Source organism: Streptomyces aurantiacus, assembly GCF_001418335.1.
Classification (GTDB): Bacteria; Actinomycetota; Actinomycetes; order Streptomycetales; family Streptomycetaceae; genus Streptomyces; species Streptomyces aurantiacus.
Genome location: NZ_LIPP01000120.1, coordinates 1 through 14,196, shown reverse-complemented (window position 1 = coordinate 14,196; position 14,196 = coordinate 1). Strand labels below are relative to the sequence as shown.

Annotated in this window: 12 protein-coding genes; 6 read left to right on the top strand and 6 right to left on the bottom strand. The window is 71.1% G+C overall.

Translation table 11 applies throughout. The annotated features are described in order from the left end of the window. Nucleotides 1-120 precede the first annotated feature (120 nt). The 4 genes from AOK01_RS17425 to AOK01_RS17410 form a co-directional block, all read right to left on the bottom strand. Entirely contained in the window at nt 121-726 is a 606-nt protein-coding gene (locus tag AOK01_RS17425; protein ID WP_055512627.1) for a GTP-binding protein, read from the bottom strand. Between the two features lie 68 nt (nt 727-794). Then, nucleotides 795-1,190: a DUF742 domain-containing protein gene (locus tag AOK01_RS17420; protein WP_055512625.1), complete on the bottom strand. Its 396-nt coding sequence runs from the start codon at nt 1,188-1,190 to the stop codon at nt 795-797. Nucleotides 1,191-1,199: 9 nt separating this feature from the next. Then, complete coding sequence (locus AOK01_RS17415) at nt 1,200-1,640, bottom strand: roadblock/LC7 domain-containing protein (protein ID WP_055512623.1); 441 nt, start codon at nt 1,638-1,640, stop codon at nt 1,200-1,202. Beyond that, entirely contained in the window at nt 1,637-4,669 is a 3,033-nt protein-coding gene (locus AOK01_RS17410; RefSeq protein ID WP_055512654.1) for a nitrate- and nitrite sensing domain-containing protein, read from the bottom strand. The genes AOK01_RS17415 and AOK01_RS17410 overlap by 4 nt, the downstream gene beginning before the upstream one ends. Nucleotides 4,670-5,367: 698 nt before the next feature. Here AOK01_RS17410 and AOK01_RS17405 point away from each other — a divergent pair. After that, complete coding sequence (locus AOK01_RS17405) at nt 5,368-5,853, top strand: hypothetical protein (protein WP_342671046.1); 486 nt, start codon at nt 5,368-5,370, stop codon at nt 5,851-5,853. Between the two features lie 84 nt (nt 5,854-5,937). Here the strand turns inward: AOK01_RS17405 and AOK01_RS17400 are convergent, their stop codons facing one another. Continuing rightward, nucleotides 5,938-7,122 (bottom strand): NAD(P)/FAD-dependent oxidoreductase, encoded by a 1,185-nt coding sequence (locus tag AOK01_RS17400; RefSeq protein ID WP_055512621.1) that lies wholly within the window; start codon nt 7,120-7,122, stop codon nt 5,938-5,940. Between the two features lie 69 nt (nt 7,123-7,191). Here AOK01_RS17400 and AOK01_RS17395 point away from each other — a divergent pair, with 69 nt between their 5' ends. After that, nucleotides 7,192-7,476: a hypothetical protein gene (locus tag AOK01_RS17395; RefSeq protein WP_055512619.1), complete on the top strand. Its 285-nt coding sequence runs from the start codon at nt 7,192-7,194 to the stop codon at nt 7,474-7,476. A gap of 208 nt (nt 7,477-7,684) precedes the next feature. Here AOK01_RS17395 and AOK01_RS17390 read toward each other — a convergent pair whose 3' ends face one another. Beyond that, entirely contained in the window at nt 7,685-8,005 is a 321-nt protein-coding gene (locus AOK01_RS17390) for a bifunctional 3-phenylpropionate/cinnamic acid dioxygenase ferredoxin subunit (RefSeq protein ID WP_055512617.1), read from the bottom strand. A gap of 215 nt (nt 8,006-8,220) precedes the next feature. Here AOK01_RS17390 and AOK01_RS17385 point away from each other — a divergent pair, with 215 nt between their 5' ends. The 4 genes from AOK01_RS17385 to solA all read left to right on the top strand — a co-directional run. Further along, entirely contained in the window at nt 8,221-9,039 is an 819-nt protein-coding gene (locus tag AOK01_RS17385; protein ID WP_079103491.1) for an IclR family transcriptional regulator, read from the top strand. Between the two features lie 399 nt (nt 9,040-9,438). Next, nucleotides 9,439-10,524, top strand: a complete 1,086-nt coding sequence (locus AOK01_RS17380) for an S-(hydroxymethyl)mycothiol dehydrogenase (RefSeq protein ID WP_055512615.1) — start codon at nt 9,439-9,441, stop codon at nt 10,522-10,524. A gap of 44 nt (nt 10,525-10,568) precedes the next feature. Beyond that, nucleotides 10,569-12,989 (top strand): GcvT family protein, encoded by a 2,421-nt coding sequence (locus AOK01_RS17375; protein WP_425424741.1) that lies wholly within the window; start codon nt 10,569-10,571, stop codon nt 12,987-12,989. A 156-nt stretch (nt 12,990-13,145) separates the two neighbouring features. After that, the coding region (solA, locus tag AOK01_RS17370) for an N-methyl-L-tryptophan oxidase (RefSeq protein ID WP_055512611.1) at nt 13,146-14,196 on the top strand (1,051 nt) is incomplete at its 3' end.

Sequence of the window (14,196 nt, the reverse complement as noted above, 5' to 3'; positions counted from 1 at the left end):
CGCGTGCGGCTTCCTCGCGCCGTGCCCGAGAACTGCGGCCCGTACCCCGGTCGGCGGGGGTACGGGCCGTACTCGTAGCCGGGCCGTACTCGTACCCGCTCCGACGGCGGCCCTCGTGCTTCAGGTGGTGAGGGTGTGGCGGCGGCCGGCCGCGTACGTCATCGCGTGCTTGACCACCTCGATGAGGACCTGTTTGACCGACTCCCGGCCGCGTGCGTCGCACAGGACCACGGGGACCGCGGAGTCGAGGTCGAGGGCCTGGCGGACGGCCTCCACGGGGTAACGGGAGGCACCTTCGAAGCAGTTGACGCCCACCACGAAGGGTATGGAGCGCCGCTCGAAGTAGTCGACCGCCGCGAAGCAGTCCTCCAGGCGGCGGGTGTCGGCGAGTACGACGGCGCCCAGGGCGCCGGTGGCGAGCTCGTCCCACAGGAACCAGAAGCGGTCCTGGCCGGGTGTGCCGAAGATGTACAGCACGAGGTCCTCGCGGAGCGTGATGCGGCCGAAGTCCATGGCGACCGTGGTGGTGTGCTTGCCCTCCACGCCGCTGGTGTCGTCGACGGGACGGCCGGCCTCGGTCAGCAGTTCCTCGGTGCGCAGCGGCTTGATCTCGCTGACGGCACCTACCAGGGTGGTCTTGCCGACACCGAAGCCGCCCGCCACGAGGATCTTGAGAGTGACGGGCTCGACCGGGGCCTTGCCGCGTTCAGTGCGCCCGAAGATCATCGATCTCTTCTCCTGCTTCAGTGGTGTCACATGCTTCGGTGGTGCCGCCGGCGGCCGGGCTCTTCGGTTCACAGTGCTCGGAGGCCGCTGATCACGTCACGCAGAATGCTTTCGTCCGGCAGCTCCGCAGGAGGGACCGGACGCGTCACGTTCACCAGCTCGTCCTCCACCAGGTCGCCGATGAGGACGCGTACGACCCCGATGGGCAGGTCGAGTTCGGCGGCGAGTTCGGCGACCGACTGGGGAGCGTCACGGCAGAGCTCGACGATGTCCACATGTTCCGGGGACAGCGAGTGGTCCGCCTCCGGGTCCTCGGCGTACTCCGTCGTCACCACCACGGCGATCAGGTCGAGGCGGTGCTGGCCCGGGCTGGTGGTGCGGCCGCGTGTCATGGCATACGGACGGACCACCGGTCCGGCCTCGTCGTCGAACCAGTGGGGCGTCCCCTGTCCGTCTCCGCTCATGCCGTCCCACTACCCGCCCGAGGGCAGTTCGGCGCGCGGAGCGGCGGCGAGGTGCACGCCGACCCTCTTCACCAGGAGGGTCATCTCGTAGGCGACCTGCCCGACGTCGGAATCGGCGTCCGAGAGGACCGCGAGGCAGCTGCCGTCACCGGCCGCCGTGACGAACAGGAACGCCTCGTCCAGTTCGACGACGGTCTGCCGGACGCTGCCCGCCGCGAAGTGGCGGCCGACGCCCTTGGCGAGGCTGTGGAATCCGGAGGCGACGGCGGCCAGATGTTCGCTGTCCTCCCTCGTCAGGTCGGTGGAGACCCCCGTGGGGAGGCCGTCTCCGGAGAGTACGAGAGCTTTGCGGATGCTGGCGACGCGCGCCACCAGGTCGTCGAGGAGCCAGTTGAGTTCCCCCGTCGCCATGGTGGTCGTGGTGTGGCCGGCGGCGTTCGGTGCGGTCATCGGCCGTCTCCCTTAGTCGTTCCTGGTGCTGTGCCGTCCTGGGCGCCGGCCTGAGCCTCGTCGCCCGCGGCGTTCTCCTCGCGGCCACGCTGCCAGCCGCGCTGGAGCGAGGCCATACGGCTGCGTACTTCGTCCGCGTCACGCTCCGTGGGGTCCGTCGTGCGGGCCGGGTCGCGTGTGGCGTACCGGTCGGGGTCTTCCTTCAGCTGCGGGGCCAGATTGGCCTGCCGTACGCGCCGGGGCAGCGCGCCGGGACCGCCGCCTCCGGCCGGGGCGGCGGGATGGGTACCGCTCGGTTCGATCCCGCGACGCGAAGCACGCTGGGGCAGGGCCGGGGCTTCACCGTCCCCGCCTTCCCTGGCTCCCGGTCCGCGCATGATCGCTGCGCCCGGCTCGGCCACCCGGCCTGCGCCTGCGCCTGCGCCCGTGCCTGCGCCTGTCGTTCCGGGGTGCTCGCCGCGGCGGTCCGCGCCCCGGTCCGTACTCCGGTCGCTTCGGCCCAGGGCCGGGCGACGTTCACGGTCCGCCGGGTCGGTGCCCGTACCCGCGGGCCAGTCGTCGGCCGCGCCCCGGCGGGCGGCGAGCGCGTCCTCGGTCTCGCGGCGTGCGGGCCCCCGCCGGGCGCCCCTCGAACGCTTCGGCAGCTCTTCGAGCACGCCGGAGCGCTCGGACGTCTCCTGGGCCGGCTGGGACAGTTCTGTCGCCTCGCCGGTGTCCGCACGGTCCGTCGCCTCGTCGCGCCGCGACGTGGTCCTGGCCACGGGGCGCCCGTGGGAGCTGACGAGCTTGGGAGCACGGCGACGCGGCAGCGGGGTGTCGAGCTGGTCGTCGCCGTCGGAGGAGCGCGACGGCTCGCGCATCTCGTCCCCTGGGGTCCCGGCGACGGAGCGGCGCGGGCGGAAGATACCGCCGCGTTCGGCGTCCTCGTCGTCGAGAGCGCCGGGGAAGCGTTCGAGGGCGTCCAGGTCCACGGGCGCCTCCAGTTCGACCGGTCCGTCGAGGATCGACGCCGACAGGCCGGGCAGCGAGACCGGCACCTGGGACAAGGCGGCCCTGCGGCCCTCGTCGGCCTCGTCCTTCGAGAGCTTCGAGGGAAGCGCCCGGTCGAGCCGGAACCCGACGCCGTTGGTGTCGGGCACGTCGTCCGAGAGCAGCGCGTCGGGCACGAACACCACGGCGGTCGTCCCGCCGTACGGAGAAGGCTGCAGGGAGACGCGTACGTTCTGTCGCTGGGCGAGCCGGCTGACCACGAAGAGCCCGAGCCGGTCGGTGTCCGAGAGCTCGAACTCGGGGGTCTCGGCGAGCCGGAGGTTGGCGTCGAGGAGGGCCTCGGCGGCCATGCCGAGCCCGCGGTCGTGGATCTCCAGGGTGAAACCGTTGGCGACGCGCTCACCGAGCACCTGTACGGCCGTGTGCGGCGGCGAGAACACCGTGGCGTTCTCCAGGAGTTCGGCCACGAGGTGGGTGAGGTCGGCGACGGCGGACCCGGTGACGGCCATCCGCGGCAGCCGCCGGACCTCGATGCGCTCGTAGTCCTCGACCTCGGCGACGGCGGCGCGTACGACGTCCATCAGCTGGACCGGCTTGCGCCACTGCCGGGAGGGCGCCGCTCCGGAGAGGATCACCAGGCCTTCCGCGTGCCGGCGCATACGGGTCGTCAGGTGGTCGAGGCGGAAGAGGTCGGCGAGTTCGTCCGTGTCCTCGGTCCTGCGCTCCATCGTGTCGAGCAGCGTGAGCTGCTTGTGCAGCAGGACCTGGCTGCGGCGGGCGAGGTTCACGAACACCTCGGCGACGCCGCTGCGCAGTTCGGACTGTTTGACGGCGGCCTCGACGGCCGACCGTTGGAGGCTGTTGAGCGCCTGGCTGACCTCGCCGATCTCGTTCTTCTCGTACTCCAGGCGCGGGACCTCGGTCTCGACGTCGACGTGTTCGCCCGCGGACAGGCGACGCATCACACTGGGCAGCCGGACCCCGGCGGTCTCGTGGGCCTCCTGGCGGAGTCGGCGCAGGTCACGAATGAGGCCGCGGCCGATGCGTACCGACATGAAGAGGGAGACCAGCACCGCGACCAGGCCGAGCACGCCGGCGATGGCGGCCTTGACGATGACGCCGACCGCGATGGGCCGGACCCGGTCCTGGAAGCGGTCGCCCGCCTGGGTGTTGACCTTGTCGAGACCATCGAGGACCTCGTCGGCGAGGCCGTCCCAGCTCTTCGCGGTGACGCCGCGGGGGGTGTCCGGCGCGGAGGCGAGGACGGACTGCTCGGCCACGCGCAGGGGTGCGGTGGACGCGTTCTTCCAGTAGCGCTCGTAGCGGACGCGCTCGGCGGAGGGCAGTTGCGGCAGGTTGATCTCGTACATGAGCGTGCGCTGGGCGACGAGGTCGGAGATGTCGAGGGCCTCGACGCGGGTGACCTTGCCGACGACAAGGGCGGAACCGAGCAGGGCGTCCTCGCGGGCGAGCAGTTCACGGGCGCGCGACATGTTGACGAGGGCACGGCCCTCCTTGTCGACGTCCACGTTGTCGAGGACCTGGAGGTTGGCCAGGAGGATGTAACAGGGGTCCACCAGGCGGTTGTAGAGGTCGAGGGCCTGGGCGCGGGTGACCGTGTTGTCCTCGACGCTCTGGCGCAGCGACCTGACACCGTCGAAGGCGTCCAGGATCGCGGTGAGGCGCTCGGTGGAGTCGGCACCCATCTCGTCCCGCACGTCGCCGTTCCGGGCGTTCCTACGGATCTTCGACACGGCCTCGTCGGTGGCGGTGCGGGTACGGCGCAGGTCCGCGAGGGCGTCGGAGGCCCGGGGATCCGCGAGGTAGACGAGGGTCTGGCGTCGCTCGTCCTGGAGCACGCTGATGACGTCCTCGGTGGGATAGCCGATCTCCTGGACGATGAACGTGGTGTCGAACAGCTGGTTGACCTCACGGCCCGTGAGTACGGTGGCGAAGCCCCAGATCCCGGTCAGGGAAACCAGCGGCACGAGAAGCAGCGCCACGATCTTCCGGCGGATGGACTTCCCGCGAAAGCGCATGGCCTCCCCCAGCTCGGCCCCCACAGGCCGGGGGCACACATGTACGTCAACAAACGGCGTGAGCCTACTACCGACACACAGGTATCTCGAAGGCCTGTCCGGGCCGACCCGGTACACATCGGGAACAGGACATCCCCAGTTGTCCGTTCATTGCGGGAGATTGCCTCCCGGGATCCGCCACGGGACAACGGGTGCGATCGAGTCCGTATCGCGGACGTGTTGGCTGAAATTCCTTGGTCGTCGGGAATCTTCGGCTTACGCCGATCGTCTGTCTGTATGGAAGTTGGAGGCGGAAATCGGCTGCAGGTGCCGGATGCCGCGCCCAGGCGGCGTAAATCAGCGCAAGCCGGGCAATCGATGGGGAGCCGGGGTCTCGTGACACCGGAGCGAGCGGTTGTCGGGCGGTGGGGAGTGACAAGTTGATGGGCACGGCGGAGCGATACGGGGCACCGGGGACGGGCGTTGCGACGATCGCGGAGGGGGAGCGGGAGCCACGGGCCCCGGGTCGAGACATTCCGGCCGACGTCGCGGCCGAGGTTCCAACCAACAGGGCGGCCGAGGTTCGAGCCGATCTTGCGGCCGAGGTTCCGACGATGGGCGCCGCTGCGAGGACGGAGCGTGTGACGGAGACCGGGTCGGCGCCTGCGACAGAGGCCGGGGCAGCGTCTGTGCCGGAAGCCGGGACGGAGCCTGACGCGGTGGCGGGGGCGGACCTCGCGTTCGAGGCCGGGGCAGAGCATGCGTCGGAGGCCGGGGAGCGGTTCGTCGCGGAGTCCGAAGGCCAGGGGTACTACCGGCCGTTGTGGGTCGAGGAGCCCGCGGACAGGCGTCGGCTGCCCGATCCCGTACGTACGGCCGCGGTTCGGGCCGTCATCATCATCGCCGTCACGCTGATCCAGGCGATGGTCGCCTTCCTGTGCACGCTGGCCGGTTCCTGGCTCGCGTTCCCCATGGTGCTGAGCAGCGTGGCGAGCACGGTGGTGGCCACCTGGGGCGCGTTGGACGTCTGGGTGACACGCCAGGTGTGGAATCAGCGCAACGGTGTGGTGTCGGAGCCGAGCAGCACGGCTCGGGCCCTGCGTCGCGAGCGGCGCAAGGCCCGGCGTCAGGAGCGGACGGCGGAGCGGGCCAAGGAGCGGATACGCCGGCGGGGCGGCGGCGCGGGGCAGCTGTCGCACTCCTAGGACCTGAACGTCCTGTCCCAGAACTGTCGCGCCGCTTCTCTCCGGCTGCTTCTCTCCGGCTGCTTCTCTCTGGCTGCTTCCTCTCTAAGGGGCGGCCGCCTCCATCGCGTCGGCGTAGCGGGCGAGTTCACGTCGGGCGCGCATGAACGGGCGTGGGCGGTCGACGGAAAGCACCGCGGTCGTCCGGCCCTCCCTCTCGTACAGCGCGAGGAAGCCGTCCTCACCCGGCGCTCCGTCGGTGACGGTGCCCTCCGCGATGCGGACGGTGTCGGTGTCGAGCCGCCGTCCGGCGAACTGGATCCGCGCTCCGTACTGGTCGGACCAGAAGTAGGGCAGCGGGCGGCAGGTCTCCACGGTGTGGCCGACGAGGAGATTGCGCACGGCGATACGGGGCTGCTCGGTGGCGCTGGTCCAGTGTTCGGCACGGGTGCCGCCCACTCGGGCCACGTCACCGACGGCGACCACCTGGGGCAGAGCCGTCACGCAGCCGTCGTCGCACAGCACGCCGTCGTGCAGTGCGAGCGTCGAGCCCGCGAGCCAACCGGTGTTGGGGGTGGCACCGATGCCGACGATCACGACATCGGCGGGGAGGAGGCGGCCGTCGGAGAGTTCGACTCCGGTGACCGTGAGGGTGCCGCGCAGTGCGGCGACACCCGTCCCGGTGACCAGATCGACACCACCGCGCCGGTGCAGCGCGGCGCACAGGGCCGCCATCTCCGGGCCGAGTTGGGGTACCAGCGGCAGCGGGGCCGCTTCGACGATGGTGACGTCGTGGCCGAGTCCGGCACACGAGGACGCGGTCTCGGAGCCGACGAAGCCTCCTCCGATGACGACGACACGCCGGGGACCCGTGGTCAGTTCGGCGCGCAGGGCGCGCGCGTCGTCGAGGGTCCGCAGGGTGTGGACTCCGGCGAGTTCGGGGCCCGGGAGCCGACGGGCCGAGGCGCCCGTGGCGATGACGACACCGTCGCTGGAGACGGTGCGGCCGTTGTTCAGCAGGACGGTGCGGTCACGGAGGTCGAGGCCACGGGCGCGGCTGCCGAGCAGCCACTCCGCGTCGAGTTCGGCGCTCTCTTCGGCGTCGCTGAGGGCGAGTCGGTCCTCGCCGCACCGGCCGGTGAGGAAGTCCTTGGACAGGGGCGGTCGGTCGTACGGGCGGTGGGGTTCGTCTCCGACGATCACCAGCCGTCCGTCGAACCCCTGGGCGCGCAGCTCGCGGGCCGCGTACAGCCCGGAAAGCGAGGCCCCGACGACGGTGACGGTCCTCATGCGCGGGGCCCCTTCCGGGGGTTGAGGGCCGATCGGGCGTGCCCGGAAACCCGGGCTCGGGGCGCTCGCGTGCGCCCGGAAACCCGGGCTCGGCTGCCGGACACGGCCACGCTCGCGCGCGGGTTCTCGCCGCGTCTGGAGGTCGGCGCGGCCGTCGTCGCGCCGTGCCCGGAGGCCGGCGTGGCGGCCGTCACGGCACCACACCGGGAGGTGAGCGCGTCGGCTGCTGTCTCGGCTCCGCACCCGGCGGTCGGCGCGGCGGCCGTCACTGCACCGGCGCCATGCCCGGAGGTAGGCGCGGCGACCATGACGACGCGACGCCCGGCGGTCAACTCGGCGGCCGTCGCGGCGTGACGCACAGTGGTCGACTCGGTGGCCGTTGCGGCGTGACGCACAGTGGTCGACTCGGTGGCCGTTGCGGCGTGGCGGCTGGTGGTGCGCGCAGGCAGCCCGGCGCCGCGTCCTGTGGGGCCGGCGGGGTTCTCGGCGCCGTACGCGGGGCAGCCCGTGGCAAGGTGGAGTGCGGGGGCGCGCGCTGTCGTGTTCTCGGCGGGAGGGAGCGTCATGCCGCCGTGTCCTCCTTCGCTGCCACGTGGACGTGGATGACGCCGTCGTCGACGGTGACGCGGTGGGTGCCGAGGGGGCGGCGCGCGGGGAGGCACGTCGGCTGCCCCGTGCGGAGATCGAATGAGGCGGCGTGCAGCGGGCATTCCACCAGACAGCCCTCCAGCCATCCCTCGGAGAGGGACGCGTCCTGATGGGTGCAGGTGTCGTCGACGGCGTACAGGTCGCCGTCGGCGTTGAACACGGCGATGGGCGGCGCGGTGTCGACACGGACGGATTCGCCCGCGGGGAGGTCATCAAGGCGGCAGACGGGAATCACGGGCCCCCCTCTCGGTCCAGGACCCACAGTCCTGGACCTCTCAGGTCCGGTCTGGTCCGGGACCTTCCCGGTCCCGGACGCTTCGGTAACATGATGTTTCGTATGGCGCACGAGGGAGCGCTATGCGCAACAGAATCCGCGCGGGACGCCCGCCGCGTCAAGGGCTTCCGGCAGATGCGGCTCAAACAGAGCCGCCAGGTGGTGAGAGTTGAGCTATGACCCGCACTCAGAAGCAGGCTGACCCCACAGAGGAGTCACCGGAGAAGCAGGGCAGGGGCGCCGGGAGCGCCGTCCAGTCGGTGGACCGCGCGGTGAGCGTGCTGGAGATCCTCGCCCGGCTCGGTGAGGCGGGCGTCACCGAGATCGCCGACGAGCTGGAGGTGCACAAGTCCACGGCCTTCCGGCTCCTCGGAGTGCTGGAGAACCGCGGTCTGGTCGCCCAGGCCAAGGACCGCGGGAAGTACTTCCTGGGCGCCGGCGTACTACGCCTGGCGGGGGCGGCGGTAGTGCGCCTGGACATCTCGCAGGAGGGCGTGCTCGTCTGCCGCGAACTCGCGGACGAGCTGGGCGAGACCGTCAACATCGCGGTCCTCGACGACACCGCGGCGGTCAACATCATGCAGGCCCGCGGCGCCGCGTCCGTCACCGCGCAGAACTGGCTGGGCAGACGCACTCCGCTGCACGCCACCTCCAGCGGCAAGGTCCTGCTGGCCCATCTGCCGCCGACGCTTCGCGAAGGACTGCTGGCCAGGACCCTTCCGCGCTTCACCGAGCGCACGATCACCGGCCCGGCCGCGTTGCGCGCCGAGTTGGAGTCCGTGGTGGAGCAGGGCTACGCGTTCGCCCTGGAGGAACTGGAGTTGGGTCTGGCCGCCACGGCCTCGCCGGTGCGTGCCCACGACGGCAAGGTGATCGGCGCCATCAGCGTCTCCGGCCCGGTGTACCGGCTGGATTCGGACCGCCTGCCGGAGTGTGCCAAGCGCACCGCCGCGGCCGCGGCCGACCTGTCGCGCCGGATGGGGTACGGCTTCTGACGGAAGCGGGATCGGAGGCGGGATCGGAGGCCTCCAGGGCACCGGCCGGGCACCGGCCGGGCACCGGCCGACTGCGGACCGGACGCCGGCCGGACGGCAGACCGGAGCGGTGCCGCCGGCCGGACCCCTGCCGCCGAGGGCTTCCAGCGAGATCCGGCCAGGGCTCACCCAGAGCCTGCTCAGGAGCCTGCCCGGGACCGAGTTACGCAGGGACGCCGAACACAGCGCGGGGCCAGTGACACCTGGCCCCGCGCTTCTGTGTGTCGGGCAGATTTCACGCGGCCCGTGCCTTTTTCCAAGGGTTAACCCGTACCTCTTGACGGCCCCCTCCAGGCGTTCTCAGTATGTCCCTCATAGCGCAACCCACAGTGCATTGCGCAACAGCAGAGGAGCTTGGTCGTGCCATACGAGGTCCGTGCCGTAGTCGCTGTGAAGAAGGGCGCACCCGTCGAGGTGCAGACGGTCGTCGTTCCCGATCCCGGTCCGGGCGAGGTGCTCGTCACCGTGCAGGCCTGCGGGGTCTGCCACACGGATCTGCACTATCGGGAGGGCGCCGTCAACGACGACTTCCCCTTCCTGCTGGGCCATGAGGCGGCCGGCACGATCGAGGCGGTCGGTGAGGGCGTCACCGACCTCACGGTCGACGACTACGTGGTCCTCGCCTGGCGGGCTCCCTGCGGTTCCTGCCGCTCCTGCCGCCGCGGTCGGCCCTGGTACTGCTTCGACTCGCGCAACGCCACCCAGCCGATGACCCTCCTCGACGGCACTCCGCTCACCAACGCGCTCGGTATCGGCGCCTTCGCCGAGAAGACCCTGGTCGCGGCGGGCCAGGCGGTGAAGATCAACCCGGCTGCCCGCCCGGAGGCCGCGGGCCTGATCGGCTGCGGGGTGATGGCCGGATACGGCGCGGCGGTGAACACCGGCAACGTCGGGCGCGGTGACACGGTCGCCGTCATCGGCTGCGGCGGCGTCGGCGACGCGGCCATCGCGGGCGCCTGCCTCAACGGCGCGATGAAGGTCATCGCCATCGACATCGACGACAAGAAGCTCGACCGGGCGGAACGATTCGGCGCCACGCACACGGTCAACTCCCGTGGCACCGACCCGGTCGAGGCCGTACGCGCCCTCACCGGCGGCTTCGGAGTCGACATCGCCATCGACGCGGTGGGCCGTCCCGAAACCTTCGAGCAGGCCTTCTACATGCGTGATCACGCGGGTCTGCTGGTACAGGTCGGCGTCCCGTCCCCGCAGGCGAAGGTCGAACTCCCGCTGATCGACGTGTTCTCCCGCGGCGGCGCGATCAAATCCTCCTGGTACGGCGACTGCCTGCCCAGCCGCGACTTCCCGTTCCTCGTCGACCAGTACCTCTACGGCCTGCTGGACCTCAACGCGTTCGTCACGGAGACCATCACGCTCGACCAGGTCGAGGAGGCGTTCGCGAAGATGCACCGCGGTGAAGTGCTGCGCTCGGTGGTGGTCCTGTGAGCAGCCGGCCGCTCCCACTCCCAACGCCCGAGACGAACCCCCGCGTGGTCGTCGTGGGCGCCGGCATCGTCGGCTGCTCCCTCGCGGACGAGCTCACCGCCCGCGGCTGGACCGACGTCACCGTCCTCGAACAGGGGCCGCTGCCCGCGCCCGGCGGCTCCACCTCCCACGCGCCGGGCCTGGTGTTCCGGACCAGCCCCTCCAAGACGCTCACCGCGTTCGCCCAGTACACCGTCGAAAAGTTCAACTCCCTTGAGGTGGACGGGGTTTCCTGCTTCACCCCGGTCGGCGGTCTGGAACTCGCGACGACTCCCGAACGGCTCGCCGAGCTGCACCGCAGGGCCGGTTACGCCGCCTCCTGGGGCGTGACCGGCGAGATCGTGAGCGCGGCCCGCTGCAAGGAACTCTGGCCCTTGATCGACGAGTCGCTCGTCCTCGGCGGCTTCCACACCCCCGACGACGGCCTGGCCCGCGCACTGCTCGCCGCCCGCGCCCAGCTGGCACGGGCCGAGAGCCGCGGCGCCCGCTTCCTGGACCGGCACACCGTCACCGGGATCGAGCAGGCGGCCGGCAGGGTCACCGCCGTCGTCACCGACCAGGGTGTCTTCCCCGCCGACCACGTGGTGTCGGCGGCCGGATTCTGGGGGCCCGTCATCGGCCGCATGGCCGGCATCGACGTACCCCTGCAACCGCTCGCCCACCAGTACGCGCGGACCGAGCCCCTGCCCGGCCTGGCCGGTGCCACCACGGAGGCCTCGATGCCGATCCTCCGCTTCCAGGACCGTGACCTCTACTTCCGTGAGCACACCGACCGCCTCGGTATCGGCAGTTACGCCCACAAGCCGCTGCCTGTGGACCCGTTCGCGGTCCTCCCCTACGACGAGGCGCGCGCGCACGACATGGAGATGCCGTCGTCGTTCCCCTTCACGGCCAAGGACTGGGCTCCGAGCTGGGACGACTGCCGCCGGCTGCTGCCCGCGCTGCGCGAGAGCGAGATCGAGGAGGGCTTCAACGGCGTCTTCTCGTTCACGCCGGACGGCATGCCGGTACTCGGCGAATCACCTGCGCTGCGGGGCTTCTGGCTGGCGGAGGCCGTGTGGGTGACCCACTCGGCCGGTGTCGCCAAGGCCATGGCCGAGTGGATGATCGACGGCCGCCCGGAGATCGACGTCCACGAGTGCGACCTCACGCGCTTCGAGGACGCCCAGCGTTCTCCCTCGTACGTCAGGGACCGCGGCTCCCAGCAGTTCGTCGAGGTGTACGACGTCCTGCACCCGCTCCAGCCGATGGCGCGGCCGCGGCCCCTGCGGGTCAGCCCGTTCCACGCCCGTCAGCAGGAGCTGGGCGCGTACTTCCTGGAGGGCGGCGGCTGGGAACGCCCGCACTGGTACGAGGCGAACGCTCCGCTCGCCGCCTCCCGCGGTCCGCTCCCCGAGCGTGACGCCTGGTCGGCGCGTCACTGGTCGCCCATCGTGGCGGCCGAGGCACGGGCGACCCGCGAGAGGGTCGCGATGTACGACATGACCCCCCTGCGCCGCCTTGAGGTCACCGGCCCCGGAGCCCTCGACTTCCTGCACGGCATGACCACCAACAACCTCCGCAAGAAGCCCGGCGCGGTCACCTACACCCTGCTCCTGGACGAGACGGGCGGCATCCGCTCCGACCTCACCGTCGCGCGCCTCGGCCCCGACCGCTTCCAGGTGGGGGCCAACTCCCCCGCCGACCTGGACTGGTTGACCAGGCATGCCCCGTCCGACGTAGCCGTCCGGGACATCACCTCCGGCACCTGTTGCGTCGGCGTCTGGGGCCCGCTCGCCCGCGCCCTCGTCCAGCCGCTCACCCGGGACGACTTCTCGCACGAGGCCTTCGGCTACTTCCGCGCCAAGGAGACGTACATCGGCCACGTCCCGGTCACCGCCCTGCGGCTGAGTTACGTCGGCGAGCTGGGCTGGGAGCTCTACACCAGCGCCGACCTCGGGCTCCGCCTCTGGGACACGCTCTGGGAGGCGGGCCGGGAGCACGGCGTGATCGCGGCCGGGCGCTCGGCGTTCAACAGCCTGCGGCTGGAGAAGGGATATCGCGCGTGGGGCGTCGACATGACCGACGAGCACGATCCGTACGAGGCGGGGGTCGGCTTCGCCGTCCGGCTGGACAAGGGGGACTTCCTGGGGATGAGGGCGTTGGAGGGGCGGAGCCGGCCCCGGCGCCGGCTCACGCCGCTCCTGCTCGACGACCCGGCGTCCGTCGTCCTCGGAAAGGAGCCGGTGTACGTCGACGGGGTCGCGGCCGGCTACGTCACCAGCGCGGCGTACGGGTACACGGTGGGGCGGTGTGTCGCGTACGCCTGGTTGCCGGTGCTGCCCGCCGGGACGGGGGTCTCTGTCGAGTACTTCGGCGAGAAGGTGGCCGCGACCGTTGCCGATGAACCCCTGTTCGATCCGGAGATGACCCGTATTCGGTGTTAATCGCTTCGCGAGAAGGTTGTGATCAGGCGTGCGGGCCGGTGGGGGCCGGTCGCGCAGTTCCCCGCGCCCCTAAAAGCCGAAAGCAGCGGCACCGGCAGCAGCCCGCGCCCAAAAAAGGAACAGCAGTTCCCCATGCCCTAAAAGACGGAGGTCCCCGTGTCCCCCACCTATGACGTCATCGTCGTCGGTCTCGGCGGTATGGGGAGTGCCGCCGCCCATCATCTGTCCTCGCGCGGGGCGCGGGTGCTCGGGCTGGAGAAGTTCGGGCCGGTGCACAACCGTGGTTCCAGTCACGGCGGTTCGCGGATCACCCGGCAGTCCTACTTCGAGGACCCGGCGTACGTACCGCTGCTGCTGCGCGCGTACGAGTTGTACGAGGACGTGGAGCGGGCCACCGGGCGGGACGTCGCGACACTGTGCGGCGGCGTGATGATCGGCCGGCCCGACTCGCTGACCGTCTCCGGCTCGCTCCGCTCGGCCACCCAGTGGGACCTGCCCCACGAGATGCTCGACGCGGCCGAGATACGCCGCCGCTTCCCCACTCTCGCTCCGAACGACGACGAGGTCGCGCTCTACGAGAAGAAGGCCGGCCTGCTCCGCCCCGAGAACATGGTCGCGGCCCATCTCCAGCTCGCCACCCGGCAGGGCGCCGACCTGCACTTCGAGGAGCCGATGACCCGCTGGGAGCCGTACCGGGACGGCGTACGCGTCCATACGGCGGAGAACACGTACACCGCGGGCCAGTTGGTGATCTGCCCGGGCGCGTGGGCGCCACAGTTGCTCACCGACCTCGGGGTGCCGTTCACCATCGAGCGGCAGGTCATGTACTGGTTCCAGCCGGCGGGCGGGGTCCTGCCCTTCCTGTCGGAGAACCACCCGATATACATCTGGCAGGACGCGGACGACGTCCAGGTCTACGGCTTCCCCGCCATCGACGGGCCGGAACTCGGTGCCAAGGTCGCGTTCTTCCGCAAGGGCCGGGTCTGCACCCCGGAGACCATCGACCGGACGGTCCACGCGGACGAGACCCGGGCCATGGCGGACCACATGTCCCGCTGCGTCCCCGCCCTGCCCGGCACCTTCCTCAAGGCCGCCACCTGCATGTACTCCAACACCCCCGACGAGCACTTCGTCATCGCCCGGCATCCCGCACATCCCGAGTCCGTGACCGTGGCCTGCGGTTTCTCCGGCCACGGCTTCAAGTTCG

What these genes read in the sequence shown, in the direction of transcription:
- AOK01_RS17410 (WP_055512654.1), bottom strand. Translation starts at nt 4,669, where the DNA reads ATGCGCTTTCGCGGGAAGTCCATCCGCCGGAAGATCGTGGCGCTGCTT.
- AOK01_RS17420 (WP_055512625.1), bottom strand. Translation starts at nt 1,190, where the DNA reads ATGAGCGGAGACGGACAGGGGACGCCCCACTGGTTCGACGACGAGGCC.
- AOK01_RS17385 (WP_079103491.1), top strand. Translation starts at nt 8,221, where the DNA reads ATGACCCGCACTCAGAAGCAGGCTGACCCCACAGAGGAGTCACCGGAG.
- AOK01_RS17415 (WP_055512623.1), bottom strand. Translation starts at nt 1,640, where the DNA reads ATGACCGCACCGAACGCCGCCGGCCACACCACGACCACCATGGCGACG.
- AOK01_RS17425 (WP_055512627.1), bottom strand. Translation starts at nt 726, where the DNA reads ATGATCTTCGGGCGCACTGAACGCGGCAAGGCCCCGGTCGAGCCCGTC.
- AOK01_RS17400 (WP_055512621.1), bottom strand. Translation starts at nt 7,122, where the DNA reads ATGAGGACCGTCACCGTCGTCGGGGCCTCGCTTTCCGGGCTGTACGCG.